19 protein-coding genes and 1 riboswitch are annotated in these 23988 nt (G+C 65.2%); of the genes, 8 read left to right on the top strand and 11 right to left on the bottom strand.

Annotated elements, in window-relative coordinates; genetic code table 11:
* Positions 1 to 11: 11 nt before the first annotated feature.
* A complete protein-coding gene (locus tag KUV81_RS15710) occupies positions 12 to 3365 on the bottom strand; it encodes an SPOR domain-containing protein (protein WP_222544846.1) in 3354 nt (1117 codons plus the stop codon).
* 157 nt (positions 3366 to 3522) lie between these two features.
* On the opposite strand from KUV81_RS15710, the gene KUV81_RS15705 reads away from it, so the two are divergent.
* Positions 3523 to 3885: an Hpt domain-containing protein gene (locus tag KUV81_RS15705; protein ID WP_222544845.1), complete on the top strand. Its 363-nt coding sequence runs from the start codon at positions 3523 to 3525 to the stop codon at positions 3883 to 3885.
* A 61-nt stretch (positions 3886 to 3946) separates the two neighbouring features.
* On the opposite strand, the gene arcA is transcribed toward KUV81_RS15705, so the two are convergent.
* Positions 3947 to 4669, bottom strand: coding sequence for a two-component system response regulator ArcA (gene arcA / locus KUV81_RS15700; RefSeq protein WP_222544844.1), 723 nt, complete (start codon positions 4667 to 4669; stop codon positions 3947 to 3949).
* A gap of 593 nt (positions 4670 to 5262) precedes the next feature.
* Positions 5263 to 5441: riboswitch (Lysine riboswitch) on the top strand.
* Between the two features lie 75 nt (positions 5442 to 5516).
* Here arcA and lysC point away from each other — a divergent pair.
* Positions 5517 to 6896: a lysine-sensitive aspartokinase 3 gene (gene lysC / locus KUV81_RS15695; protein ID WP_222544843.1), complete on the top strand. Its 1380-nt coding sequence runs from the start codon at positions 5517 to 5519 to the stop codon at positions 6894 to 6896.
* A 39-nt stretch (positions 6897 to 6935) separates the two neighbouring features.
* Here lysC and KUV81_RS15690 read toward each other — a convergent pair whose 3' ends face one another.
* Together KUV81_RS15690 and asnC are read right to left on the bottom strand one after the other, a co-directional pair.
* On the bottom strand, positions 6936 to 10823 hold the full coding sequence (locus KUV81_RS15690; protein WP_222544842.1) for a S8 family serine peptidase: 3888 nt from the start codon (positions 10821 to 10823) through the stop codon (positions 6936 to 6938).
* 219 nt (positions 10824 to 11042) lie between these two features.
* Entirely contained in the window at positions 11043 to 11504 is a 462-nt protein-coding gene (gene asnC / locus KUV81_RS15685; protein WP_222544841.1) for a transcriptional regulator AsnC, read from the bottom strand.
* Between the two features lie 156 nt (positions 11505 to 11660).
* On the opposite strand from asnC, the gene asnA reads away from it, so the two are divergent.
* Positions 11661 to 12638 (top strand): aspartate--ammonia ligase, encoded by a 978-nt coding sequence (asnA, locus tag KUV81_RS15680; RefSeq protein ID WP_222544840.1) that lies wholly within the window; start codon positions 11661 to 11663, stop codon positions 12636 to 12638.
* A gap of 7 nt (positions 12639 to 12645) precedes the next feature.
* On the opposite strand, the gene rluA is transcribed toward asnA, so the two are convergent.
* The 4 genes from rluA to KUV81_RS15660 all read right to left on the bottom strand — a co-directional run bounded on the left by rluA (position 12646) and on the right by KUV81_RS15660 (position 14603).
* Positions 12646 to 13305 carry a bifunctional tRNA pseudouridine(32) synthase/23S rRNA pseudouridine(746) synthase RluA gene (gene rluA, locus KUV81_RS15675; RefSeq protein WP_222544839.1) on the bottom strand — a complete coding sequence of 220 codons (660 nt, stop codon included), beginning with the start codon at positions 13303 to 13305 and terminating at the stop codon, positions 12646 to 12648.
* Positions 13306 to 13366: 61 nt separating this feature from the next.
* On the bottom strand, positions 13367 to 13657 hold the full coding sequence (locus KUV81_RS15670) for a hypothetical protein (protein WP_261389442.1): 291 nt from the start codon (positions 13655 to 13657) through the stop codon (positions 13367 to 13369).
* A 14-nt stretch (positions 13658 to 13671) separates the two neighbouring features.
* On the bottom strand, positions 13672 to 14199 hold the full coding sequence (locus KUV81_RS15665; RefSeq protein ID WP_222544838.1) for a class I SAM-dependent methyltransferase: 528 nt from the start codon (positions 14197 to 14199) through the stop codon (positions 13672 to 13674).
* Entirely contained in the window at positions 14199 to 14603 is a 405-nt protein-coding gene (locus tag KUV81_RS15660; protein ID WP_222544837.1) for a hypothetical protein, read from the bottom strand. Before KUV81_RS15660 ends, KUV81_RS15665 begins: the two co-directional genes overlap by 1 nt.
* 166 nt (positions 14604 to 14769) lie before the next feature.
* Between KUV81_RS15660 and KUV81_RS15655 the strand changes: the two genes are divergently transcribed.
* Positions 14770 to 15339 (top strand): thioredoxin family protein, encoded by a 570-nt coding sequence (locus KUV81_RS15655; protein ID WP_222544836.1) that lies wholly within the window; start codon positions 14770 to 14772, stop codon positions 15337 to 15339.
* 72 nt (positions 15340 to 15411) lie between these two features.
* Here the strand turns inward: KUV81_RS15655 and KUV81_RS15650 are convergent, their stop codons facing one another.
* Complete coding sequence (locus KUV81_RS15650) at positions 15412 to 16155, bottom strand: class I SAM-dependent methyltransferase (protein ID WP_222544835.1); 744 nt, start codon at positions 16153 to 16155, stop codon at positions 15412 to 15414.
* Positions 16156 to 16351: 196 nt separating this feature from the next.
* Here KUV81_RS15650 and KUV81_RS15645 point away from each other — a divergent pair, with 196 nt between their 5' ends.
* Positions 16352 to 17698: a sodium:glutamate symporter gene (locus tag KUV81_RS15645; RefSeq protein WP_222544834.1), complete on the top strand. Its 1347-nt coding sequence runs from the start codon at positions 16352 to 16354 to the stop codon at positions 17696 to 17698.
* Positions 17699 to 17735: 37 nt separating this feature from the next.
* Here KUV81_RS15645 and KUV81_RS15640 read toward each other — a convergent pair whose 3' ends face one another.
* Positions 17736 to 18698, bottom strand: a complete 963-nt coding sequence (locus KUV81_RS15640; protein WP_222544833.1) for a pentapeptide repeat-containing protein — start codon at positions 18696 to 18698, stop codon at positions 17736 to 17738.
* A 162-nt stretch (positions 18699 to 18860) separates the two neighbouring features.
* Between KUV81_RS15640 and prfB the strand changes: the two genes are divergently transcribed.
* Positions 18861 to 19959, top strand: a protein-coding gene (gene prfB / locus KUV81_RS15635) for a peptide chain release factor 2 (protein ID WP_222544832.1) whose coding sequence is annotated in 2 segments (ribosomal slippage) — positions 18861 to 18935 and positions 18937 to 19959 — 1098 coding nt in all. Because the reading frame shifts where the segments join, the coding sequence is not laid out codon by codon here.
* 11 nt (positions 19960 to 19970) lie between these two features.
* Positions 19971 to 21452 carry a lysine--tRNA ligase gene (gene lysS / locus KUV81_RS15630; RefSeq protein ID WP_222544831.1) on the top strand — a complete coding sequence of 494 codons (1482 nt, stop codon included), beginning with the start codon at positions 19971 to 19973 and terminating at the stop codon, positions 21450 to 21452.
* Between the two features lie 58 nt (positions 21453 to 21510).
* Here lysS and KUV81_RS15625 read toward each other — a convergent pair whose 3' ends face one another.
* Positions 21511 to 22032 carry an NUDIX hydrolase gene (locus KUV81_RS15625; protein ID WP_222544830.1) on the bottom strand — a complete coding sequence of 174 codons (522 nt, stop codon included), beginning with the start codon at positions 22030 to 22032 and terminating at the stop codon, positions 21511 to 21513.
* Positions 22033 to 22138: 106 nt separating this feature from the next.
* Between KUV81_RS15625 and KUV81_RS15620 the strand changes: the two genes are divergently transcribed.
* Positions 22139 to 23770 (top strand): VRR-NUC domain-containing protein, encoded by a 1632-nt coding sequence (locus KUV81_RS15620; RefSeq protein WP_222544829.1) that lies wholly within the window; start codon positions 22139 to 22141, stop codon positions 23768 to 23770.
* The last annotated feature ends 218 nt before the right edge of the window (positions 23771 to 23988 follow it).

Below are 23988 nucleotides of genomic sequence, written 5' to 3'. Positions count from 1 at the left end.
GGCAGCACACCCTATCGCAAGCCGCCGATGCCACGCAACCATGGATTTTGTGGGGCATTGGGCAGGGCCTTAAGCGCCGCGTTGGCGCTGGCCCGGTCGTCAAAGCTGCCCCACAGGATCTGGTACCAGCCGTTGTGCTGGTGGATCACCACCGGCTGCGGCAGCTGGTGGTTGCGGATAAAGGCCTCGGCGCTGCTGCGGGCCTTGGTGGCCGCCAGCTGCCAGGTCAGGTTGCCGGCCGGCTGGGCCGCCAGCCAGGCGTCGGCGTCGCCGGTATCCGTCGCCGGACGGGGGCTCGCCGCCTGGGTCGGCTTGGCCGGTGCGCTTGGGGTAACCGCCTCGCGCTTGAGATCCCCCACACGTCGGACGATGGGCAGATCGTTGGCGAACTCCTTGGGCAGATCCCGCATGCCGAACTGGGCGGAGCGGACGCTGGGGTACTGGCCGGAGAGCAGCAGGTGCATGGGCCGACCGCCGCGCATCACGGTGATCTGCTCCAGTGACAGGGCCGGGAACTGGCGCTTGAGGCGGGGCAGGTTGAACGCCTCGCGGCTGGCGGAGAGCTGCAGGGTGTAATCGTCGTCCGCCATCCGCGACAGGGGCTTGGCCGGGGGCGGCAGGCTGGCCACCGGGGTCACCACCGGGTTGTCCTGGATCACCTCCGGTTCCACCAGGGTCTGGGCCACCTGCACCGAGGGGCCGTGGGGGCTGCCGGGCAGGATCTCCAGCTCGATGGTCCAGTCCCGGCGCGGCTCGCCCTGGCTGCCGATGTTGACCGGGTAGAGCGGCACCTGGGCCTTGAGCCCCTCTCTTTTCAGCTGACCGTCGTCCAGCACCAGGTAGTAGTTGCCCGGGCGGATCCCGTTCATCTGGAACTGGCCGTCGGCGCTGCTGCGGGTCTGGTGCACCGGTTGGTGCTCCAGATCCGCCAGGGTGAGGGTCAGCCCGGAGACCGGGCCGTGACGGGTCACCAGGGTGCCGTCGATGTCGGTCACCCGCACCAGGGCCAGGTCCACCTCGGTGCGCTGGCCCGCCATGGGCATCACCTCGAGGGGCCCATCCCGCAGCGCCATCCCCGGCGGCAGTTGGCGGGGATCGATGTCGATGCGGTAGAGGCTGGTGCTGGGCACCTGACGGAGCAGGATCTCGCCCTGGTCGTCGCTCACCTCCCGGGGCCAGCTGGGGGCGGTATTGATGGCCACCCCGGATAGCGGCAGATCGTTGCGGTCGAAGTGGCCGTTGTTGTTGGCGTCGACGAACACCCGCACCACCAGGTCCGACAGCTGGGGCCGCAAGGCCTCCGGCGGGGCGCCGTCACGGTTGTCCTTGTAGTTGATTGCTACTGTGGCGGTGGTGTTGACCTGCCAGTTGCCTCGGGTGTCGATCCCCCCCTGCAGGCCCAGGGTGAGCCAGCGGAAGCGGTAGGCGATCTCGTGGCCGATGCCGTAGCGGCTCTTGCGGTCCACCGGGTCGGCGTACCACAGCAGGGTCTGGTTGTAGATGCTGTGGTAGGGGCGCCAGTGCAGCCGGGTCTCCATCTCCTCGACGCCGTAGCCCCACTGGTACTCGGCCCGGCCTGACAGGTTCCAGTCGTAGCCGCTGGTGGTGAACAGCAGCTCCCCGCTCTGACGGGCCAGGCGGTCGTCGTACTGGGTGTCGTAGAAGTAGGTGTGGCTGAAGTTAAGCGGCCCGACCCTTGTGGATAGGCGGTTCTGGTAGACGGAGAAGGCTTCGCCGCCGTCTTGGGGGGCGTTATGGGCGGCCCCGAAGGCGTACTGCCAGCCCCCCAGGCGCCAGGTCTGGCCCTCGAACCAGGCCTCGGTCTCCCGCTTCAGGGCGCGGTCCTGCTGGTCAACGCGGTCCGAGCGCATGTCGCCGTTGTATCTGTGGTTGAGGCGGAAGTGGTGGTTGCTGCCCACCCGGGTGTTCCAGCCCGCCATGTAGGCGTTGTTGCCCTCGTCGTCCCGGACCCCTTCCAGCACCCAGCTGCCGCCAAACAGGTCCGCCGCCAGGTTGGCCCCCAGGTAGTGGCGATCCTCCAGCTCCACCCGGCCCCAGTCGTCGTAGGCCAGTTGCTGCTGGTGATAGCTGATCCCGGCACTGATGCGGTTGGTGAGGCCGTAATCGGCGCGCAGGGCAAACTGGCGGCGGGCCCCCAGATCCTCCTCCTCGTCCGGGCGCAGGCTGTTGAACACGAACTGGGTGTTGTCCAGGTACATGGCGTTGAAGCCCACCTCGCCCTTGCCCACGTGCTGGCCGGACTGGATGGTCTCCCGGCGCATGTGGTGCTCGCCGTTGTTGCCGTACAGGTGCAGTTCGAAGACGTTGGCGCCGTTGATCAGCGGCACGTCCAAAAAGCGGTAGCGGCCGGAGCTGTCGGCCCGGGTAAAGGCCAGCAGTACACCGTTGCGGTAGAGGTGGATCTGCCAGTCCGGCGGCGCGTTGCCCTCCAGGGCGGTGGTGCCGAAGCGGTTGGACTTGGTGCTGGCCAGGTTGCTGATCTGGAAACCCAGGCCCTCGCTGGCCCCATGCAGCAGGTTGTCCCCCAGGTAGCTGATGTCACCGGCCTGGTAACGCCCCAGGTTGAGAGGCAGGTTTTCGCTGACGTCCCCCAGGTCCCGGGAGAAGCGCAGCCGGTATTCACTGCGCTCGTTGGCCAGCTTGGTGTAGTTGAACTCGTAGCTCTGACCCAGCACATCACCGGTGCTGATGAGGCCCAGCTGGTAATCCTGGGACAGCATGTCCTCCCCCAGCACCGCGGCATTGGCGTAGGCGAACACCATGGGATCGGAGAAGTCTTCGTAGACGTGGGGGTGGATGGGGTCGAACCCGGCGCTGTGGAATCGATGTTGCAGGCCCAGCTGGGCCAGTTGCTGTTGCTGCTCCTCCAGCCGCACGACCGCTGGCAGGGGATAGGGGCTGTTGATGGAGAGGCGGCTGGCGGGCCGATTGAAACTCAGGGTCAACGGCAGCAGTTGCTGGATCAGCTCGGCGTCCAGGTAGAGGTCGGCGCTGTCCCGTCCCCAGGGGCGCTCCGGGTCCAGCTCATAGCGCTCGAAACCGCGGCGCGCTTCATCCTGGTTGAGATCCAGCATGAAGTTGGCGTTCTCTCCCACGATCCAGCCGCTGGCGGAGGCGGTGTTGGGATTGACCTGGATGTCGAAGCCCAGTGCGGCGCTCAATGCCTGCAGTGGCACCAGGGTGCGGGCGCCGTGGCGGTAGACCACCAGCGGTTGCTCCAACTGGTGTCCCTGACTGAACAGGTTGAAGGTCTGGATCTGTTTGGCAGGCAGCGGGACTTCGCCCGCCTGGACGGTCTGAGCGCAGGTCAGCGCACCCAATACAGCTAAGGTGACAGCTCGCATCTTCCCACTATTTATTAGGAGGTTATCGATTCGGGCTGGGAGAATACCATTTATTAACCGTCAGGGTGATGGAAAAGCGCGCGTGTTGTGACCCTTGGCATCCCATGGTAATTTTGGACCAGCAATGATGCGCTTACCCTCGACACTGGAGAATCCCATGACTCAAGCTGCTCTCGAGCATCTGGATACCGTCACCCTCGATCAATACTGTGCTGCCATTGGCGCCGGCACCCTGTTGAAGTCGGTGGTGGTGTTTGAGCAGATGGCGCCGGAATACGTTGCCGCCATCGCCCGTGGGCTGGAATCGGGGGACAAGGATCTGGTGCTGTCGGAAGCCCATAAGCTTAAAGGCGCCGCCGGCTCTGTCGGTCTGAAGCGGATCCAGGAGCTGTCCCAGGCACTGCAGTGTGGCGATGAGCCCCAGTGGGAGCCCGAGCACCAGAGTTGGTTCCAGGCGATCCGGGACCACCTGGACGCGGATCTGGCCAGCCTCAAGGATTACCTGACCAGCCGCGCCTGAGTCGCGAGCCGGATCAAAAAAGGCTGCCCGAGGGCAGCCTTTTTTTGTGCTGGGACGAGGCTTACTGCTCGTTACCCAGGGCACCGCAGAAACGGTAGCCTTCGCCGTGGATGGTGGCGATGATCTCCGGCGTTTCCGGGTGGCTCTCGAAGTGCTTGCGGATGCGACGGATGGTCACGTCCACGGTGCGGTCGTGGGGCTTGAGCTCACGGCCGGTCATCTTCATCAGCAGATCGCTGCGGGACAGGATCTTGCCCGGGTTCTCGACGAAGTGCAGCAGCGCACGGAACTCGGAGCGCGGCAGCTTGAAGGGTTCGCCGGCGGGGCTGATCAGGGAGCGGCTGTTGATCTCCAGAGTCCAGTCGTTGAAGTGGTAGTACTCCACCTGGGGCTTCTCGTCGGTGGTCTTACCGGCGTTGACGATGCGGTTCAACAGGTTGCGAGCACGGATGGTCAGCTCACGGGGGTTGAACGGCTTGGTGATGTAGTCGTCGGCACCAATCTCCAGACCCAGGATCTTGTCCACTTCGTTGTCGCGGCCGGTCAGGAAGATCAGGGCGATGTCGTCCTGCTCGCGCAGCTCACGGGCCAGCAACAGACCGTTTTTACCGGGCAGGTTGATGTCCATGATCACCAGGGAGATCTTGTTGTTCTTCAGAGCGTTGTGCATCTCGTCACCGTCAACGGCCACGGTAACGTTGTAGCCTTCGGCTTCGAAGATGCTCTTGAGAGTGTTGCTGGTTACGGCTTCGTCTTCAACGATGAGGATGTGCGGATTTTGCATGTTTAGCTACCTAAAGCGCTGTTCGATACCAATCAAAAGCCAGTGGGCGTCCACTAACCTTAAGCGTATGCAAAGTCCCTTTTATTGCCACATTCAGCCAGGGCAAATTTGTTGCCGAGGGCCGCTTGCTTCCCATAAGGCGCCCACCTGCATCGATTTGGGTGTCTCGCCTCGTGGGAACAAATTACCTCAGTTCGGTTCAACAGTTGGCCAACTTTTGTTAACGGCGCATCGAAACTGGGCGAAAGATCACAAAAAGATGACGAATTGACGGGGCGCAAGCCACGGAATTTTGGGAAAAGTAAGCCAGCAGGTGGCGAAGTTGTAGTCGATTTTGGGGGGCGGGGCATGCCAATGGCCCCTCTTCCCCCTCCAAAGTGGCCTTGTTTGGGCCACTCTGGTTAACGCCTTGTGCCATTTGCCCCATTGGCACCGCCCGAAAGGCATCAGTCGACCCATCTTGGGGCACAGATGTAAACAGTGGAGCAGGAGTGTGATGGCGCTCACAAAAGAGGGCTGGGGTAACGTGCGGCCCTGCAGCGTTTGACAGCTTCGCGTTTTTAGGGTGAGATTGGCGCTCTCCCATCGCTTGGGAGAACAGAAGAGGTGCGTTGTCCAGGTAAGCCGGAGCAGGAGTGCGAACTCCCAGGATCCCGGCCCAGGGGGAGCAACGCCGAGGTCCAGGCCCCATTCGCAGGGGGCCGGATCGGCTGCCGGGGCTGAATCCCCGGGGCTGTCACCCATTTGATGTAGGTGGAGAGCTTCTGGAAGACCCCTCGCGGCGCGTCCTGCCCGCGTGGTCGACCTTGTCCAGGCTCTCCGAACGACAGTTTAGGTTCGGAGCCCAATGAACAACCTCAATCCTCACTCCTCCCCGGTTACCGTGGCCAAGTTTGGCGGCACCTCCGTGGCCGATTACCCCTCCATGAGTCGGTGTGCCGACATCGTGTTGGCGGATGAACGCGTGCGCGTAGTGGTGGTCAGCGCCTCCAGCGGCGTGACCAACCTCCTGGTGGCGCTGTCCGCCGGCGTCGTCGATTCGGACGCCCGCCTGGCGCTGCTGGCCCAGATCGCCCAGATCCAGTACCAGATCCTCGATGACCTGGGTCACCCGGCCTCGGTGGCCGCCCGCCTCGACAGCTTGCTGACCGAGATGGACACCCTGAGCGCTCAACTGGCCGGGACGCCCGCCGACGCGGCCGCCGTGGACGCATTGCTGGCGCTGGGGGAGCAGTGCTCCTCCTTGCTGTTTGCCGAGTTGCTGCGCCAACGGGGGGAGCCGGCCACCTGCTTTGATGTGCGCACCGTAATGCGCACCGACGGCCATCATGGCCGGGCCACCCCGCTGCTGGACGACATCGCCGCGCTGGCGCAGCAGAGCCTGGTGCCGCTGATGCGGGCAGAGCGGGTGGTGACCCAGGGCTTTATTGGCGCCGACGCCGCCGGCCACACCACCACCCTGGGGCGGGGCGGCTCGGACTTCAGCGCCGCGCTGCTGGCCGAAGCGCTGGCGGCGGACAACCTGGCGATCTGGACCGATGTGGATGGGATCTACACCTGCGATCCCCGCCTGGTGCCCTCCGCCTGCGCCATCCCGGAGCTCTCCTTCGACGAGGCCGCGGAGATGGCCACCTTTGGCGCCAAGGTGCTGCACCCGGCCACCATACTGCCGGCGGTGCGTTCCGGGTGTTCGGTGTTTGTCGGTTGCAGCCGGGAGCCGGAGAAGGGCGGCACCTGGATCCGCAACCGCACTGAGCTGACGCCGGTGTTCCGGGCCGTGTCCCTGCGTCGCCAGCAGACCCTGCTTACGGTGCACAGCCTCAACATGCTGCACGCCCAGGGCTTCCTGGCGGAGCTGTTCGCCATCCTGGCCCGCCACCGCATCAGCGTGGATCTCATCACCACCTCCGAGGTGTCCGTGGCGCTGACCCTGGACAGCACCGGTTCCGACAGCGGCGGACGAGAGCTGCTGACCGAAGCGCTGCTGGCGGAGCTGGGGCAGATGTGCCGGGTGGAGGTGGAGAGCGATCTCGCCCTGGTGGCGGTCATTGGCAATCGCATCGCCAACACCGCGGGAATTGGCAAGCGGGTCTTCGAGGTGCTGGAGCAGCACAATGTGCGGATGATCTGCCAGGGGGCCAGCCCCCACAACCTCTGCTTCCTGGTGGACGGCAGCCAGGTGGATGGGGTGGTCAGGCAGCTGCACAGCCGACTGTTGGAGCAATAAAAAAGGGCGCCGAATGGCGCCCTTTTTCGTTGGCCGGTGTTAGGCCGCCTTGCGGCGACGTACCAGGGCCAGCGGAGCCAGCAGCAGGGTCAGCCAACCCAGGCTGCCGCTATCGTCCAGCTCACGCACGGTCACGTTGAAGCTCACCGGTTCGCTGTCCAACTCGCCGTCGTTGGCCACGGCGGAGAAGGTCATCACCTGATCGCTGGTCACACGGGGACCGGAGATGTTGACGGTGCTGCCGGTGATGGAGATCGGCGCGCTCGGACCCGCGGTCTGGGTAACGGTCCAGGTCAGGTCGTCACCGTCCACGTCGGTGGCGGACAGCGGGATGCTGACCGACTTACCGCTGTTGACGGAGTCGTTGGCCGGCGCACTGGCCACAGGGGCGTCGTTCACGTTGGTGACGGTCACCATGGCCTTGGCCATGCCCAGCACCATGCCATCGGCGTCCACGGCTTCGTACTCGAAGCTGTCGGTGCCGAAGAAGTCCATGGCAGGGGTGTAGGTCACGGTCATGTCGCTGTTCACCATCACGGTGCCGTTGGCCGGCTCACTGGTCAGGTTGAAGTCGGTCGGCATGGCGCCGGTGACGTTCACCAGGTGCAGGGCCTCAACCATGGTGCCTTCGTGGGTGCCCTTGAGCATCAGAGGCAGCTGCAGCGCAGCGCTGTCGTTGCTGATGAGCTCGAAGGTGACGGCCTCCTCCTCCATGGTTTCCGCCATGTCGTCGGCGGCCACGTCCAGGGTGTCGGCGGTCAGGGCGAAGTCCATGTTGACGGTACCGCCCGGTACGGCGGCCACGGCAACGGCTTCACCGTCTACCGGGGCGACGCCTTCACCGTTGTAGTACATCATGGCACCCACAGAGCCGCTGAGATCCTCGGCACCGACGGTCAGGTTACCAGGAGTGGCCCCCAGGCTGATGTAGTTCATGATGTTGGTGCCCTTGTTGGCACCCACACCCAGCCAGACGCCGAAGCTGTAGGTTTCGCCGGAGGCGTCGTTCCACAGCTGGGCGTTCAGCCACTCGATGCCGATCCAGGCCAGGTTCCCGTCGCTGCCGTTCAGACCGAAGATGTGCATGGTACCGCCACCGGTGTCACCGGCGGTGCCATCGGACAGGTCCATGTCGGCCCAGAACGGGGCGATCACGTTGTTCGGCGCGGCGCTGTCCGGCAGCATCTGGTTGTTCCAGGAACCGCTGGTCTCCACGTCGCCAGCGGCGATCAGGCCGTTGTCGGAGATGGTGACCTGGGTGTAGTCCTGACCATTGAACTCGAAGGTCGGCAGGTTGTAGAGGAAGGAAACTTCGTCACAGCCGTCGTTACAGGCGATCTGGTTGCCGGCGCCACCGAAGCTCGGCAGGCTCAGCACGCCCAGGGACTCCAGGCCCATGGACTGGGTGCCCAGTTGACCGACCCAGCTCAGCAGACCGTTGGCTTCATCGATCTCCATGCCGGTGGGGTTGGCCATGTTGGCGCTGATCATGGCGCTGCCTTCCACCATGGAGAGGCCGTCCGGGGTGCTCAGGGTCAGGGCCACGGTGCCTTCGAACGCCTTGTTGGCGAACATGGCGTGGTACATCCCCTCTTCGCCGTAGGCCAGGGTCGGCTCATCACCGTAGACCGCCAGCATGGACAGATCGGTGGAGACGTCCGGGAAGATGGCCAGGGGCAGGTGTGCGTCAGTGGTGCCACTGAAGTTCACCTCACCAAACAGCCAGGCCCCCTTGTCGGAGAAGGTCGGATCGATGGTGACGGTAAAGTCGGCAGAGGCACCGGCCTCCAGCATCACGCTGGCGGGGCTGATGGTCACATCGGCACCGGCCACCATGGCGCTCAGAGCCCAGCTGTCCGCCATCATGCCACGGTTGGTCACGGTACCGGTGAACATGCATCCGGAGATACAGGCGGCGTTGGCAAAGGAGGCCTTGTCGAAGGTCAGTACGGCGTTGGAGGCGGCCACCAGGTCAACCCGGCCGGCACCCACATCGAAGGGATCCGCCGGGGTGGCAGCGTCTTCCTTGGTCAGGCCGGTGTTCTTGGCGCTGGAGGTCAGTGCGGTTTTGATCTCCACGGCGCTCCAGTCCGGGTGCATCTCCCGCATCAGCGCGGCGGCACCGGCGATGTGGGGGCTGGCCATGGAGGTGCCGCTGAGCAGGGCGTAGAGGTTGCCCTCCTGGCCCGGCTCTTCCGGTGACATGGCGGAGAGGATGGAGCTGCCCGGAGCGGCGATGTCCGGCTTCAGGATGTTGGGGTCGCCGTTGGGGCCCCGGGAGCTGGAGCTGGCGGTGTTATCGGCAAAGGTGCTGTCCAGAATGCGGCTCACCTCGGCGGTGATCACACCGGCGTTGCCGCCTTCGTTGCCCAGCTCCATCAGCGCAGCTTCACCGTCGGCTTGGCTTATCATCACCGAGGGGATGGTGGCGGCGTCCAGGGACATGGTGATGGGCTGACCATCACGGTTGTTGTAGACCACCATGGCCACGGCACCGGCGGCCGCGGCGTTGTCTGCCTTGTCCTGGAAAGCACAGGCGCCCCGGCTGATCAGCGCAATGGCGCCGTCGAAGCTGGCTTCGGGGAAGGCCATGCAGCCCTCGAAGTTGGCTTCATCGACGTTCAGGCTGGCCACCACGTTGGCGGAGATGTCGTCGGTCAGGCGAGCCGCTGCGGTGCCCTCGATGGAGAGCAGGCCGGTCAGGCTGCCGACGGCCAGTTCGTTGGCGAAGAAACGACCGTGGGTGGTGTTGGCCACGGTGATGCCCGCTTCGATACAGCCCGGGCAACCGATGGTCTGGGGGCCAGAGCCGGAGTTACCGGCGGAGGTGGCGACCACCACACCCGCGGCTTCGGCGGCTTCGAAGGCGGACTTGTAGGGGGAGAAGGCCGGGTCCATGCCCGCGCTGCCGCCCCAGGAGTTGTTGATCACGTCGGCGCCATCCTTGACGGCGTTCTCCAGCGCTTCGAGCAGCATGATGTTGGAGCCGGAGGCGCGGGTCGGATCATCGGCCCGGGCGTACAGCGCCTTGTAGGACATCACGTAGGCACCGGGAGCCACACCGGACACGGAGACTTCCTGACCCATAAAGGTGATGTCCACCTTGTTGCCCGCGGCGGTACCGGCGACGTGAGAGCCGTGACCGTCAAATCCCAGGGGGCTCATGTGCTCGCCTTCCCACACCGGGAAGGTGGGCGCGGACCAGCGCGCCACGATCAGCTTGTCGTTACAGAACGAGGCGTCGGTGGTGGAGCAGTAGTCGTCGGTGGGCATGTTGTCGGTGGGGGCGGTGAAGCCCTCGCCGGCGAACATGTCGTGCTCGGGGCGGATCCCGGAGTCGATAATGGCCACGCGAACCCCGGCGCCGGCGTTGTCACGACCGCCCAGTTGCTCCCAGACGGCGGGCGCGTTGATGAGATCCAAAGAGGCGTCCATCTCGGTGGTGTAGAGACGCTCCGGGAAGACGGCCTTCACGCCCGGCAGGGCGGCCAGCTGAGCCATGGTGGCGTTGCCGCCGACCACGGCCACCCCGTTGAACAGGGTGTCGAAGCGGTGGGAGACCTTGGCGCTGGGCAGGCGAGAGGCCAGGGCGGACTGGAAGGCCCGCAGTTCGGCGTTGAGGTAGTTGCGGTACTGGCTGACGTTGGTGCTGTTCAGATCCAGCTTATCGGCGTTGCCAGCCTTGGCGGTGGCGACCACACCCGGGATCCCTCCCTGGTAAGTCGCGATGGGGGATGCCTCGAGCTGCACGATAAAGCGCTGCTGGGCGATGGGCTTGGCTTGACGCTGCTGAGGGGCCCAGTGTTGCTCGGCAGAGAGCAGTTCCAGGCCTTGACCGCTGAGGCTGACGTTGTCATTGACCGCCGCGGCAACCGAGCCGGCGCTGTAGAGCGCCGTCGCGATGACGAGTGCAAGTTGCTTTTTCATGTGTTTCCTTCCATGTCTTGTCGACGCCATGCGACCGCTTACCTGCATTGGCATACATCCCACTAATGGGAAGATGTTTTTGTAACATGCAATTAACACTCAAGGCGAGCACCTTGTAAGTGTTTTAAAAGTATTAGGTTAGTCCGATATTCCTACTTTGTACGGGTGCCTTTACAGAGGGATATGCCTGAATGGGGTTCGGCTGGCGGGCCGGCCCAGTCAGGGCGCGACCTGACGCTGGATGGGCTGCTGCAGCGACAACAGGGTTTCGGTGGACTGGATCTGGGGGATCGCCTGGATCTGCTGGACCAGCAGATCGTGCAGCGCGTCGATGCTGCGGGTGTGGATCTTGGTGAAGATGCTGTAGTGGCCCGTGGTGTAGTAGGCCTCCACCACCTCCGGCAGGGCTTCGAGCTTGGCCAGCACCTTGGGGTAGTCGCCGGCGGCCTTGAGATTGATGCCGATAAAGCAGCACACCTTGTAGCCCAGGCGCTTGGGATCCACCGTGGCCTGGGTACCGGTGATGATCCCCGCCTGTTTCATCTTCTCCACCCGAACGTGCACCGTGCCCGGGCTGACTCCGTGGCGCTTGGCCAGCTCCGCGTAGGGCACCCGGGCGTCCGCTTTCAGGGCGCTGAGCAGGGCTTTATCGAGATTGTCGATTCGATAGTGTTCGGTCATTTTTTCGCCTCGCCTTTGACGATCATGGAAAGAAAGTGGCGCTTCATTGAGGAAAAAATCTCAATGTCCGTATTTCTTTGATGATCTATTGAAACAACCCGCCGGCGCAATAAAGAATCCTCCTCAGATGCCAGGAAATGATGAGGATCCTTCAGTATGAAACGCGCATACATCGAGAAACAGCAACAGATCGCCCTTATCCGTGACACCTTCAGCCGGGAGTTGAGTGCGCGGCTGAACCTGCTGGAGGTGCAGGCGCCCCTGCTGAGCGAAGTGGGCAGCGGCGTCCAGGATGGCCTGTCCGGTGAGGAGCAGGCGGTGGCGGTTCGGGTCAAGTCCCTGCCGGGGCGGGCGTTCGAAGTGGTGCACTCCCTGGCCAAGTGGAAGCGGGCCACCCTGGGCCGCTACCAGTTCGGCCCCGGCGAGGGGATCCTGGCGCAGATGAAGGCGCTGCGACCGGACGAGGCGATCCTGGGGCCTAAGCACTCGGTCTACGTCGACCAGTGGGACTGGGAGCAGGTGCTGGGGAGTGAGGAGCGCTCCCTGGCCGGGCTCAAAGCGCGGGTGGAGGCGGTCTGGGCGGCCCTGAAAGCCACCGAGGCGGCCCTCGCGCCTGGGCTCACCACCGCCCCCTCCCTGCCCGAGCGGCTGACCTTTATGCACGCCGAGACCCTGCGCCAGCGTTACCCCGAGCTGTCAGCCTCGCAGCGGGAGCGCCAAATCTGTCGAGAGCTGGGGGCGGTGTTCCTTATTGGCATCGGTGGGGCGCTGGCGGACGGTCAGCCCCACGATGCCCGGGCGCCGGATTACGACGACTGGAGCAGCGAGACCGAACTGGGGGCGGGGCTCAATGGCGATCTGCTTATCTGGCACCCGGTGCTGGAGGACGCGTTCGAGCTCTCCTCCATGGGGGTGCGGGTGGACAGCCTGGCCCTGCAACACCAGATGCGTCTGGCGGGCCAGGAGGCGGGGCTGACGCAGCCCTGGCACCAAAGCTTGCTGGCCGGAACCCTGCCGCAGACCGTGGGGGGCGGCATCGGTCAGTCCCGGTTGGTGATGCTGCTGCTGGGGGCCGAACACATCGGCCAGGTGCAGTGCGGCGTGTGGGCCCAGCGTTGCCCGAGCCGGCTCTGAAGCCCGCTCAGTCGAAGGGCTGCGGGGCGGTGAAGCTCAGGGGGGCTTGGGTGTAGGGCTGCTTGAAGCTCAGGGTGTGGGCGTGCAGCAGCAGGCGTTCGGCGGCGGCCAGGGCCTCGCCCGCGGCGTAGAAGTTGTCCCCCAGGATGGGGTGGCCCAGGGCCAGCATGTGCACCCGAAGCTGGTGACTGCGCCCGGTGATGGGGGTCAGTTCCACCAGGGTGGAGTGGGCGTCCTGGCTCAGCACCCGGTAACGGGTCTGGGAAGGCTTGCCCTGCTCGAAGCACACCTTCTGTTTGGGGCGGTTGGGCCAGTCGCAGATCAGCGGCAGGTCCACTTCGCCTTCGGGCTGGGCCAGGTGGCCCCACACCCGGGCCAGGTAGGTTTTGGCGGTCTCCCGGTCGCGAAACTGGCGTTTGAGCTCCCGCTCGGCGTTCTTGCGCAGGGCCAACACCATCACCCCGGAGGTGGCCATGTCCAGTCGATGCACGTCGTAGGCGGTGTCGTAGCGCTCCTGGGCCCGGCTCAGCACGCTGTCCCGATGGGCGGGGTCCCGCCCCGGCACCGACAGCAGGCCGCTGGGCTTGTTCACCACCAGGATGTCCTTGTCCTCGTAGAGCACGTCGAGATAGGGCTCAGTGGGCGGCTGGTAGTGCAACAGGCTCATGGGGTTCTCACGGGGTCACGGGGGGCGCCCACCTTAGGGGATGGGCGCGGCGCTTGCAAGCTCAGAACAGGCTGTCACCGGTGGCGTGGATCAGGCTGAAAGTCCAGACCACGAAGGCCAGGGGCAGGTGCACCAGGGCGTAGAAGAGGGCATCCAGTTTGCCCATGGCGTCGTCATCGAGCAGCAGGTAGAGGTGCAGCAGGCAGATCAGCGGCATGGCGGCAAACAGGGGCCAGACCACCAGGGCCGAACCCGGCAGCAGCAGGCGTCCGAGCAGCGCCAGCACCACCATGGCGGCGGTGATCAGCGGGGCGGCGCCGATGCGATAGTGGACCGGGTACCATTGCAACATCCTTACTCTCCTTGTCACTGGGGTTTGCGGGCGATCAGCTGGGCGATGGCTCGGCGGGGATCGGACTCCACTCCTTCACGGTAGTGGATGTGCTCCAGGGAAGCAAAGGCTTGCTGTAACTCCGTTGGCTGCAGCAGGAAGTCGGGGTTGTTGGGGCGGCCAAACTGGCGGTTGGCCAGGGTAAAGGTTTCGTAAACCAGCACGCCACCGGGGGCCAGGGCGTCCACCAGTTGGGGCAGAAGAGGGCGGTGCAGGTAGTTGAACACCAAGATGGCGCCGAAGCGGCGGGATCCCAGGGGGCGGCGCTGCGCCTCCAGATCCCGCTGCCAGATCACCCCGGACAGGCGTTCCTGGGTGAGGGTCTGCTGCACCTGGGCCAGCGCCTCGGCGTCGCGATCGGCAAACCACACCGGGTGACCCACCCGGGCCAGGGCCAGGCCGTTGCGCCCCCGGCCGCAGGCCAGATCCAGCACTGCCTCGCCCCGGGGCAGGTGCGGTTGGGCCTGGGCCAACAGGGCTGAGGGGTGCGGGTTGGTGTGCATTAACCCTTGATCTCCTTGCCCCGCAGCTCCCGCCGGTGCCAGATGGAGTAGTGGCGCAGCTGGGAGGGGCCGTGAGCGGTGAGCACCGACAGCAGCACGATGACGCTGAACAGCGCCGCCTTCCACTGGGGCAGGGGCACGCACAGGGCCAACAGGGCCAGTTTGACCAGGGTCAGCACCCCCTTCATCTGAATCAGGTAGTAGCGGCTGCGCCACACCTCCCAGCCCAGCAGCGCGGTGCCGGAGGCCATGGCGAGGATCCACCAGTCCCGCCACAGGGCCATGGGCAAGTCGAAATAGAAGCCGCCGGCGGCGCCGCACAGGCCCAATACGTGCAGGGCCCGCAGGGTGGTTTTGCCCATGCGAAGCAGGTAAAACTGTGTTTGAGAGGGTTGCTGGCTCATGGTCCAACCCGGATTGCTGGTCGATGCTGGCGACGATAGTACCGGGTTCCGGCCAGGTGTGTGAAGTGATTCACAGTTTCGTTGCCTACCGGGGATCCCGGGGAACCGAACTGCCAACATCCCGCCTAATCGCTCAACGGAACATCACTTTAGGAACTTTCGTCAGATGAATCGCGCCCTGATCACCCTGGCCTGCGCCGGCCTGATTGCCACCACCGCCCAAGCCCAGCCGCTGGATCACAAGAAGATGCTGGCCACTATGGGAGGCGTGGATCAAAGCGCCATGACCAGCCCCCACGGCAACCCCCATGGCAGCGCCCCGCTGCAGGATGCGGTGCTGACCGGCGAGCTGGACCCCAACAAGATGATCTTCGAACTGGTGCCCATGGGCCGCAGCTACCTGGATTACCAGGTGGACAGCGCTGCCCTGGCGCCGCTGAAGGGGTACGACCAGGCCACCGAGATCACCGTGATCGTCGGCACCTGGTGTGGTGCCTGCCATGAGCACACCCCCGCCTTTATCAAGATCATGAAGGCCCTGAACAACGAGCACATCGCCGTACGCTACGTCGGTGTGGATAAGCAGGGTGACGCCGGTGGCGTGGATCTCAGTGGCCTCAGCTACCAGAGCATCCCCACCTTTATCGTCTCCCGCGGCGGTGAAGAGATTGGCCGCATTGCCGGCGCGCCGGAGCAGTCCCTGGAGGCCGATCTGGTCAAGATCCTGACCCAGTAAGGCGTCTTGCTGCCGTCAAGCGGCGATCCAAAAACAAACCGGGCTTTTGGCCCGGTTTGTCGTTTTCGGCCCTCAGTCGATGCGCCGTCCCGCCCGCAGGCTCAGGGGCCAGTGCACCTCGCGTTCGCCCTCTCCCCACAGGGGGGCCAGGGTGCGACGCAGAGGGACGATGGGGTCCTGACGGTGGTGTCTGAGGTAGCCCTGGGTGGCGGACCAGGTGCCCAGGTAACCGAGAAAACGCGCCAGGGGCCAACGTACGGTAAAGCGGATGGGATCGTGCGCCAGCGGCGCAAAGGGGAAGGGCAGGTCCCGGTAGCCCTGCTCCACGTGGCGGCGCTCCGGCGGCCAGAAGGGGCCCACCACCTGGCGGTAGAAGTGCGCCACCTGTGCGTCGATGGCCGGGTCCACCTGGGCCAGTTCGTAGCACCACACCGCCAGCACGCCGCCGGGCTTGAGCACCCGCTGCACCTCCCGGTAGAAGGGGGGTAAGTCGAACCAGTGCAGGGCCTGGGCCACGGTGATGAGATCCACCTGCCCATTGGCGATGGGCAACGCCTCGCTGCGACAGGCCACCCGGGCCAACCCCGCCGGCGCGGTGGCCAGCTGGGCCAGGCTGAGATCCCCGGCCAGCACCTGTCGGAAGTGGGGCATCAGGCCCAACGCCGCCTGGCCGCCCCCGCTGCCCAGATCCAGCGCCAGATCGTCACCCGGTGCCCAGCGGGCAAACTGGGCGAACAGCCAGTCCGGGTAGTGGGGCCGGTACTGCTGATAGGCCTGGCTGTGGCCGGAGAAGTGGTCGGCGGCGGGTTTGAGCATGCGGTGGGACTCCCTGTTGTCCGCCCCAGAGTACGCAGCAGCCGGGTCGGGGCGCAAGCGGACAGCGGTGGCGGCCCAACGGCAGATGGGGCCGGATGTGACGTGTTTCGCGGCAATTGGCGACCGGCTTGGGTATGATCGCGCGTTTTTGCCAATCGAGGGGGCCGGTCCCCCTGCCGTCAAAGGGAGCCTGTGCATGATCACCAACTGGGATCTGTTCACCGACTTTGGTATCGCCGGCGCACTGCTGCTGGCGGGCAAGTGGCTGCGCGCCCACGTCATTTTGTTGCAGAAACTCTACCTGCCGGCGGCGTTGATCGCCGGCCTGCTGGCCCTGCTGCTGGGCCCGGCGGGGATGGATCTGCTGCCCTGGAGCGCCCAGTTCACCGGCAACGCCGGGGTGCTGACCGTGGTGCTGTTCGCCTCGCTGGGGTTGTCCACCGATTTTCCCTCCGCCCGGGTGCTGATGCAGCGCTGTGGCAGCCTGTGGACCTTCAACCAGATCGCCAACGTGGGCCAGTGGGCCTTCTGCGCCACCGCCGGTCTGGCGCTGATGATCTTTGTCTGGCCGGAGCTGAGTCCCGCCTTCGGTCTGGTGCTCTCCGCCGGTTTTATGGGCGGCCACGGCACCGGTGTGGTGGTGGGTGAGGCCCTGGGCAACCTGGGCTGGGAAGATGCCCTGACCCTGGCGCTGACCACCGCGACCGTGGGGATCTTCGTCTCCATCCTGGTGGGGATGGCGCTGATGCACCTGGCGGTGCACAAGGGCTGGATCCGCGATTTTGCCCGTTTCGAAACCCTGGGCCAGACCGCCCGCCGCGGCCTGGTGCCGGTGGCGGAGCAGGGGCAGCTGGGGCGGGACACCGCGGCGCCGGTCTCCATCGACAGCCTGGCGATGCACGGCGCCTTGCTGATCGCCGTTTCCGCCGCGGCGCACCACAGCGCCCAGTACCTGTCCGGCTTTCACGCCATGGTGCAGGTGCCGGCGTTCGTCACCGCCTTCGCCCTGGGCCTGGCGGCCCGCACCCTGCTTAAGCGCACCGGGGGCAAGGCGTACTTTGACGACAAGATTTTCAGCCACAGCACCGGCACCGCCACCGACTTTCTGGTGGTGTTCGGCATCGCCTCCATCAAGGTCACCATCTTGCTGAACTACGCGGCGCCGCTGGTGGCCATGGTGCTGCTGGGGGTGCTGTTCAACCTCTTTATGGTGCTGGTGGTGGCCCCGCGCATCTTGGGGGAGAACTGGTTTGAGAAGGCAGTGTTCACCTGGGGCTGGCTGACCGGCACCGTGGGCATGGGGATCGCCCTGTTGCGGATCGCCGATCCCAAGATGCGCTCCAAGGTACTGGACGACTATGCCATCGCCTATGTGCCCGGCTCCGTGGTGGACATGGTGATGATCTCCCTGGTCCCGGTGCTGATGATGCAGGGGATGGCGATGGAGGCGATCGGCGGCATGCTGGTCTACCTGGTGGCGGTGCTGCTGTTCTGGCGCCTGGTGCTGAACCGGCGCTCGGCCCTGGCCCCCTCGGCCCAGTAACCCACACCCACGGGGCGCTCAGGCGCCCCGTTGTCGTTCAGCGGGTCATCTTCTTGGCGAACACCACCACGAACAGGGCCAGGGTGAAACTGCCGGTCAGCGCCTCCAGGGCGGCAACGAAGCGGGAGAACCCCGGGGCCGGCGCAATGTCGCCGTAGCCTAAGGTGGTGAAGGTGATCACCGAGTAGTAGAGGCTGCTGGCGGCCAGGTGCAGGGCCTCGCGCAGCGAGTTGGCCTGGTCCAGGCGCTTGAGCGCGCCGTCGTCGATAAAGCCCCCCACCAGGAACAGCAGGGCGCAAAACACCATCACCGACAGGGCAAAGCTCACCACCCGCAGGGGCGCTTCGCCGTAGCCGCAGGCCAGATCCACCAGCTTGGAGAGCCAGCGTTGGGGAGAGTGGCGGGGCATCTGCTTGCGCCGCATGGTCAGCTCCCGGTGGGCGCAGGTGCTGGCCAACTGGGCGCAGCCGTGGGCCTGGGCCGCCCGGCGCAGATCCCGGTAGATCTCCTCCGCCTGCTGGTAGAGATCCTGGCGCACCACCGGATCTTTCTCGGTGCGGGCCTGGCACTGCTGCCACAGCGCCCGACCCAGGTGCAGCTGCTCGATGCGCGCCCCCTCCAGCTTGAGCCCCAGCAGGTTGGCCCCGTCCAGGTTGGCCCGGTTGAGGTTGGCCCCCCGCAGATCCGCCTTCATCAGATCGCAGTGGCTTAAGTTGACCCGGTAGAGATGGGCATCCCGCAGATCCGCCCGATAGCAGTCACTGTGGCTGAGATCCGCTCCCTGTGGGCGCACCAGGTTGACGCCACGCAGGGTGGCTTTGCGCAGTTTGAGGCCCACCAGAATGCCCTGGCCCTGGGCTTCGCGGCCCAACTTGGCGGCGTCATCGGGGTGGGTTTTGGGCGCACCGGCGTCGTGCCAGTAGCAGAAGCCGCTGGCGTTGGCCGCTCTGGGGCAGGGCGTCCCATTCGGGGTGCGGTACCGGCAATGGGCTCTGGTCATGATCGCCAGTATAGTTAGCCCGCCCCGAGGCGGCGGCCAAGGGGCGCTAGTGGCCGGGAAAAACGGGGGAATTGGCTGCGTTTGACCCGTGCAGGCCGGCCGGCTTTCGGGTAGAATTTGCGGTTTGCATCTTCATCACATTAAACGAGTAGTAGGACGAGCATGTTCGAAATCAATCCGGTGCTGAACAGCATCAAGGAGCTGTCTGAGCGGACAGATCTCCTTAGGGGGTACCTTTGACTATGACGCCAAGAAAGAGCGTCTAGAAGAGGTCAACGCGGAGCTGGAGCAGCCCGACGTCTGGAATGAGCCCGAGCGCGCCCAGGAGCTGGGTCGAGAGCGCTCCAACCTGGAAGTGGTGGTGAAAACCATCGACGACCTGGATCAGGGCCTCGAGGACGTCAGCGAACTGTTGGAGCTGGCGGTCGAAGAGGAGGACGAGGAGAGTTTCGAGGAGGCCAAGGCCGAGCTTGAAACCCTGAACGGCCAGCTGGAGAAGCTGGAGTTCCGCCGTATGTTCTCTGGCGACCAGGATCCCAACGACGCCTACCTGGATCTGCAGGCCGGTTCCGGCGGCACCGAAGCCCAGGACTGGTGCAACATGCTGCTGCGCATGTACCTGCGCTGGGCCGAGGCCAAGGGCTTCAAGGCGGAGATCATCGAGGTGTCCGAAGGGGAAGTGGCGGGGCTGAAAAGCGCCACCGTCAAGATCTCCGGCGAGTACGCCTACGGCTGGCTGCGCACCGAGACCGGGGTGCACCGCCTGGTGCGCAAATCGCCCTTCGATTCCGGCGGCCGTCGCCACACCTCCTTCTCGTCGGCGTTCATCTACCCCGAAGTCGATGACAACATCGACATCGAGATCAATCCGGCGGAGCTGCGGATCGACGTTTACCGGGCCTCCGGGGCCGGGGGACAGCACGTGAACACCACCGAATCGGCGGTGCGGATCACCCACCTGCCCACCAATACCGTGGTGCAGTGCCAGAACGAGCGTTCCCAGCACAAGAACAAAGATCAGGCGATGAAACAGCTCAAAGCCAAGCTGTTCGAGCTGGAGCTGCAGAAGCAGAACGCCGAGAAGCAGGCCGCCGAGGACGCCAAGTCCGACATCGGCTGGGGCAGCCAGATCCGCTCCTACGTGCTGGACGATTCCCGCATCAAGGATCTGCGCACCGGCGTTGAGACCCGCAACACCCAGGCGGTGCTGGACGGCGACCTGGATCGCTTTATCGAGGCCAGCCTCAAGTCTGGCCTGTAAGGATTGAGAAGATGACTGAACAACTGCAAGACGAGAACAAGTTGATCGCCGAGCGCCGCGGCAAGCTCGATCTGATCCGCCAGGACTGCAAGGCCAATGGCCACCCCAACGATTGGCGCCCGGAGCATAAGGCCGCCGATCTGCAGGCGGAGTACGGCGACAAGAGCAAAGAGGAACTGGAAGTGATGGCCACCACGGTGTCCATCGCCGGCCGCATCATGGCCAAGCGTGGTCCCTTCCTGGCGGTCCAGGACGTCTCTGGTCGCATCCAGGCCTACGCGTCCAAGGACGTGCAGAAGGCGCTGAAGGCGATCGGCGGCCTGGACATCGGCGACATCGTCGGCGTCAAGGGCCAGCTGCACAAGTCCGGCAAGGGCGACCTGTACGTCGACATGGCCGAGTACCAGCTGCTGACCAAGGCTCTGCGCCCGCTGCCGGAGAAGTTCCACGGCCTGACCGATCAGGAGCAGCGCTACCGTCAGCGCTACGTGGATCTCATCGTCAACGAGGAGTCCCGCCAGACCTTTATGGTGCGCTCCAAGGTGATCGCCGCCATCCGTCAGTACATGACCGAGCGGGCGTTCATGGAGGTGGAAACCCCCATGATGCAGCTGATCCCCGGTGGCGCCTCTGCCCGGCCCTTTATTACCCACCACAACGCCCTGGACCAGGACATGTACCTGCGCATCGCGCCGGAGCTGTACCTCAAGCGTCTGGTGGTGGGCGGTTTCGATCGGGTGTTCGAGATCAACCGCAACTTCCGTAACGAAGGCCTGTCCCCCCGCCACAACCCCGAGTTCACCATGATGGAGTTCTACATGGCGTACGCGGACTACCGGGATCTGATGGACCTGACCGAGGACATGCTGCGCACCGTGACCGAGCAGGTCCTGGGCAGCGCCAAGGTGAAATACGGTGAGGAAGAGTTCGACTTCGGCGCGCCCTTTGCCCGCATGTCCATGCGTGAGGCGATCCTCAAGTACAACCCCGAGGTGACCCTGGAGATGCTGGCCAGCTTCGAGACCGCCTGCGAAGTGGCCAAGGATCTCAAGGTTGAGGTTGAGCCCTCCTGGGGCCTGGGCCGGGTGATCACCGAGATCTTCGAGGAGACCGCCGAGCACCGCCTGATCCAGCCGACCTTCATCACCGAGTACCCGGCCGAGGTGTCCCCGCTGGCCCGTCGTAACGACGATAACCCGGAGATCACCGATCGTTTCGAGTTCTTCGTCGGTGGCCGCGAGATCGCCAACGGCTTCTCCGAGCTCAACGACGCCGAAGATCAGAAGCAGCGCTTCCTGGACCAGGTCAAGGCCAAGGACGCCGGTGACGACGAGGCGATGTTCTACGACGGCGACTACGTCACCGCGTTGGAGCACGGCCTGCCGCCCACCGCCGGTCAGGGCATTGGCATCGACCGCCTGGTGATGCTGTTCACCGACAGCCACACCATCCGCGACGTCATCCTGTTCCCGGCCATGCGCCCCCAGGCTTGAGCCGCACACCCATAAAAAAGCCCGCATTTGCGGGCTTTTTTATGGCCTGGCGCTGGGGTCAGGCTGCCAGCTGAAGATGCCGGGCCAGGCGCTTGAGCAGCCAGGTCTCCCGGGCGATGGACAACCCCGCCTTGGGGCTGCCGGCCATCACCGCTTCGTTGTGGGCGATCGCCTCGCTCAGCTCCACCCAGCGGGGGGCCATGCCGTTGGCCTGCTCGTAGTGCTCCAGTGCGGTCTCCCCCAGTTGTGGGTGGGCGTCGCACAGGTAGCAGTAGGAGAGCATGCGGACGTTGTCGCTCTGGGGCTTGTACCAGGGGCGCAGCTCCTCCACCAAACCAAACTCCGCCAGTATCTTGAGGTCCCGGGCGCCGGTCTCCTCGGTCACCTCCCGCAGCAAGGCCGCTTCCAGGGACTCCCCCTCGTCCACCCCACCGCCGGGCAAGCTGAAATCGTCGTAGCGCTCGGTGTAGAGCAGCAGAACCTGGCTGCCCCGGGCGATCAAGGCTCGCACCGCCACCCGGGTGAACTCGCTGCCGTTGTCGACGGCGTCGGGGTGGGTGAGGGAGTGGATCGTCTCCATGGGCGGGCCTCCTGATGGGAAAGCGCCGGATTGTACGGCGTTGCGGCGCCGCTGGCCAGGGGAGGGGCGGGGGCCCGTGCTACACTGGCCGCTCAAGGAGGGCCCCATGCTGCCGTTGGCACCGGATTACTACCGTCGCAACTTCGTCTTTATCATCGACTTCGTCCGGCGCTACCGGCGCCACCTGATGGACCCGGAGCTGACTCGCTGGGTGGCGGCGTTCGAGTCCCTGACCGTGCCGGCACAATGCCTCTATGTCCGCCTGATCACCCGAAAAGGGGAGCACTTCCGGCTCGACAAGCTGAGCTACGCCGAGGTGGGTCCCCTGGCCCCGGCGGTGACCGCCCTGGTCGAGGCGGGGCTGCTGGCCGATCAACCGAGCCTCGATCTGGCCACCCTGGGCCGGCTTCTCACCCTGTCGGAGCTCAAGCGCCTGCCCCTGGCGGCGCCCCACCTGGCGACCAAACCCAACAAGGGGCAGCTGCTGGCGCGGCTGCAGGAGGATGCCCCCGCAGCCCAACCCCTAAGCCAATGGTGGCCCGAGGCACCGTTTGAGGTGGTGGCCCAGCTGGGGGCGGATCGGGTTGAGCGCCTTCAGCTGCTGTTTTTCGCCAACCTGCACCAGGATCTCAGCGAGTTTGTGGTCTCCGAGTTGGCCCATGTGCGCTACCCCGAGGTGCTGCTGACCCCCGACTCCTTCCCCTTCTCCACGGCCGAAGCCCTTGGGCGTTATCAAGCGCGAGAACGTCTGGCCCGGGCCTGGGACGAGGGCACCCTGGCCAGCGCCGACTGGCAGGCCAGCCTGCTGAGTCCGGAGCGGGAGCCCAAGCTGGAGCGCCAACGCCAGCGCCATGCCCTGGTGCTGGCCCGCCAATACGAGCGTGAGGGGCAGGCGGAGGCCGCCCTGGCGCTCTACCGGCACTGCCATCTGGGGGAGGCCCGGGAGCGTCGGCTTCGGTTGCTGTTCGCCGCCGGGCGCGATGGCCCGGCTCTGGCCACGGCCCTGGCGATGGCGGCGGCTCCCGCCTCGGAGCAGGAGCGGGCGGTGGCCCGGCGTTTTCTTGGCCGCCTGGGCAAACGGCTCCCCATTATTCACACGCCGCCCGCGGCCCATCAGCCGACCTTGGTGGATCGCGTGCTGGCGTGGGACGGCGATGTGGAAGGGGCGGTGGTGGCGCAGTTGCGGCAATCGGGGGCCCAGGCCTGGCACACGGAAAATGCGCTCATTAACGGGGTAGCGGGGCTGATGCTCTGGCCGGTGATCCACGCCCCGCTGCCGGGGGCCTTTGTGCAGCCGTTTCAGCGGGCCCCGCTGGATCTTTACAGCCCCCATTTCGTGCCCCGTCGCCAGGACCTTCTGGCCCAGGAGCTGGCGCATTGGGAGGGGAAAACCCCGGCGGCCTTCACCCAGGCGTTGCTGGCTCGCTATCGCCGTTACCAGGGCACTCACTGTGCCCTGGTGCAGTGGACTCGCTTGCCGGAGGCGGCCATCGAGGCGGCATCGGCCCTGTCTGCGGCCACCTGGGTGGCCCTGGTGCGCTACCTGTTCAGCGATCTTCGGGGCTTGCGGGCCGGCCAGCCGGATCTGCTGGTGGTGCAGGACGGGGGGCTGAGCCTGGTGGAGATCAAGGGGCCCGGGGACAGCCTGAGGGAGCACCAGCGGCGCTGGCTGGCTCAGTTAAGTCAACTGGGGGTGCCCTGTGCGCTTTGGCGGGTGACCCGAGCTGAGGGCGGGTGACATTCGTCACCATGTTGCGCGCTTGTGGTGTGATCGCGCGCGGTTCGGTAACAGATGAATAACTTAATGCGCTGAGCTGGAGGCTTGGGGCAGATAAGGGTTTTGTTACTGAGCAATTCGAAAGGGAAATGCTCCGCGGGGGTGGGGCTTGGTGGTCAAATGCGCTGGCATTTTCGCTCGGCAGGGCAGATCTGCTGCGCGGACCTTTAAGTGTGACG

The sequence above is a fragment of the Ferrimonas balearica genome (genome assembly GCF_019802085.1).
Taxonomy (GTDB): Bacteria; Pseudomonadota; Gammaproteobacteria; order Enterobacterales; family Shewanellaceae; genus Ferrimonas; species Ferrimonas balearica_B.
This window is presented reverse-complemented; position numbering and strand designations above follow the sequence as displayed.

Coding starts and splice junctions, on each gene's coding strand:
- KUV81_RS15710 (WP_222544846.1), bottom strand. CDS start 3,365: ATGCGAGCTGTCACCTTAGCTGTATTGGGTGCGCTGACCTGCGCTCAG.
- KUV81_RS15705 (WP_222544845.1), top strand. CDS start 3,523: ATGACTCAAGCTGCTCTCGAGCATCTGGATACCGTCACCCTCGATCAA.
- arcA (WP_222544844.1), bottom strand. CDS start 4,669: ATGCAAAATCCGCACATCCTCATCGTTGAAGACGAAGCCGTAACCAGC.
- lysC (WP_222544843.1), top strand. CDS start 5,517: ATGAACAACCTCAATCCTCACTCCTCCCCGGTTACCGTGGCCAAGTTT.
- KUV81_RS15690 (WP_222544842.1), bottom strand. CDS start 10,823: ATGAAAAAGCAACTTGCACTCGTCATCGCGACGGCGCTCTACAGCGCC.
- asnC (WP_222544841.1), bottom strand. CDS start 11,504: ATGACCGAACACTATCGAATCGACAATCTCGATAAAGCCCTGCTCAGC.
- asnA (WP_222544840.1), top strand. CDS start 11,661: ATGAAACGCGCATACATCGAGAAACAGCAACAGATCGCCCTTATCCGT.
- rluA (WP_222544839.1), bottom strand. CDS start 13,305: ATGAGCCTGTTGCACTACCAGCCGCCCACTGAGCCCTATCTCGACGTG.
- KUV81_RS15670 (WP_261389442.1), bottom strand. CDS start 13,657: ATGTTGCAATGGTACCCGGTCCACTATCGCATCGGCGCCGCCCCGCTG.
- KUV81_RS15665 (WP_222544838.1), bottom strand. CDS start 14,199: ATGCACACCAACCCGCACCCCTCAGCCCTGTTGGCCCAGGCCCAACCG.
- KUV81_RS15660 (WP_222544837.1), bottom strand. CDS start 14,603: ATGAGCCAGCAACCCTCTCAAACACAGTTTTACCTGCTTCGCATGGGC.
- KUV81_RS15655 (WP_222544836.1), top strand. CDS start 14,770: ATGAATCGCGCCCTGATCACCCTGGCCTGCGCCGGCCTGATTGCCACC.
- KUV81_RS15650 (WP_222544835.1), bottom strand. CDS start 16,155: ATGCTCAAACCCGCCGCCGACCACTTCTCCGGCCACAGCCAGGCCTAT.
- KUV81_RS15645 (WP_222544834.1), top strand. CDS start 16,352: ATGATCACCAACTGGGATCTGTTCACCGACTTTGGTATCGCCGGCGCA.
- KUV81_RS15640 (WP_222544833.1), bottom strand. CDS start 18,698: ATGACCAGAGCCCATTGCCGGTACCGCACCCCGAATGGGACGCCCTGC.
- lysS (WP_222544831.1), top strand. CDS start 19,971: ATGACTGAACAACTGCAAGACGAGAACAAGTTGATCGCCGAGCGCCGC.
- KUV81_RS15625 (WP_222544830.1), bottom strand. CDS start 22,032: ATGGAGACGATCCACTCCCTCACCCACCCCGACGCCGTCGACAACGGC.
- KUV81_RS15620 (WP_222544829.1), top strand. CDS start 22,139: ATGCTGCCGTTGGCACCGGATTACTACCGTCGCAACTTCGTCTTTATC.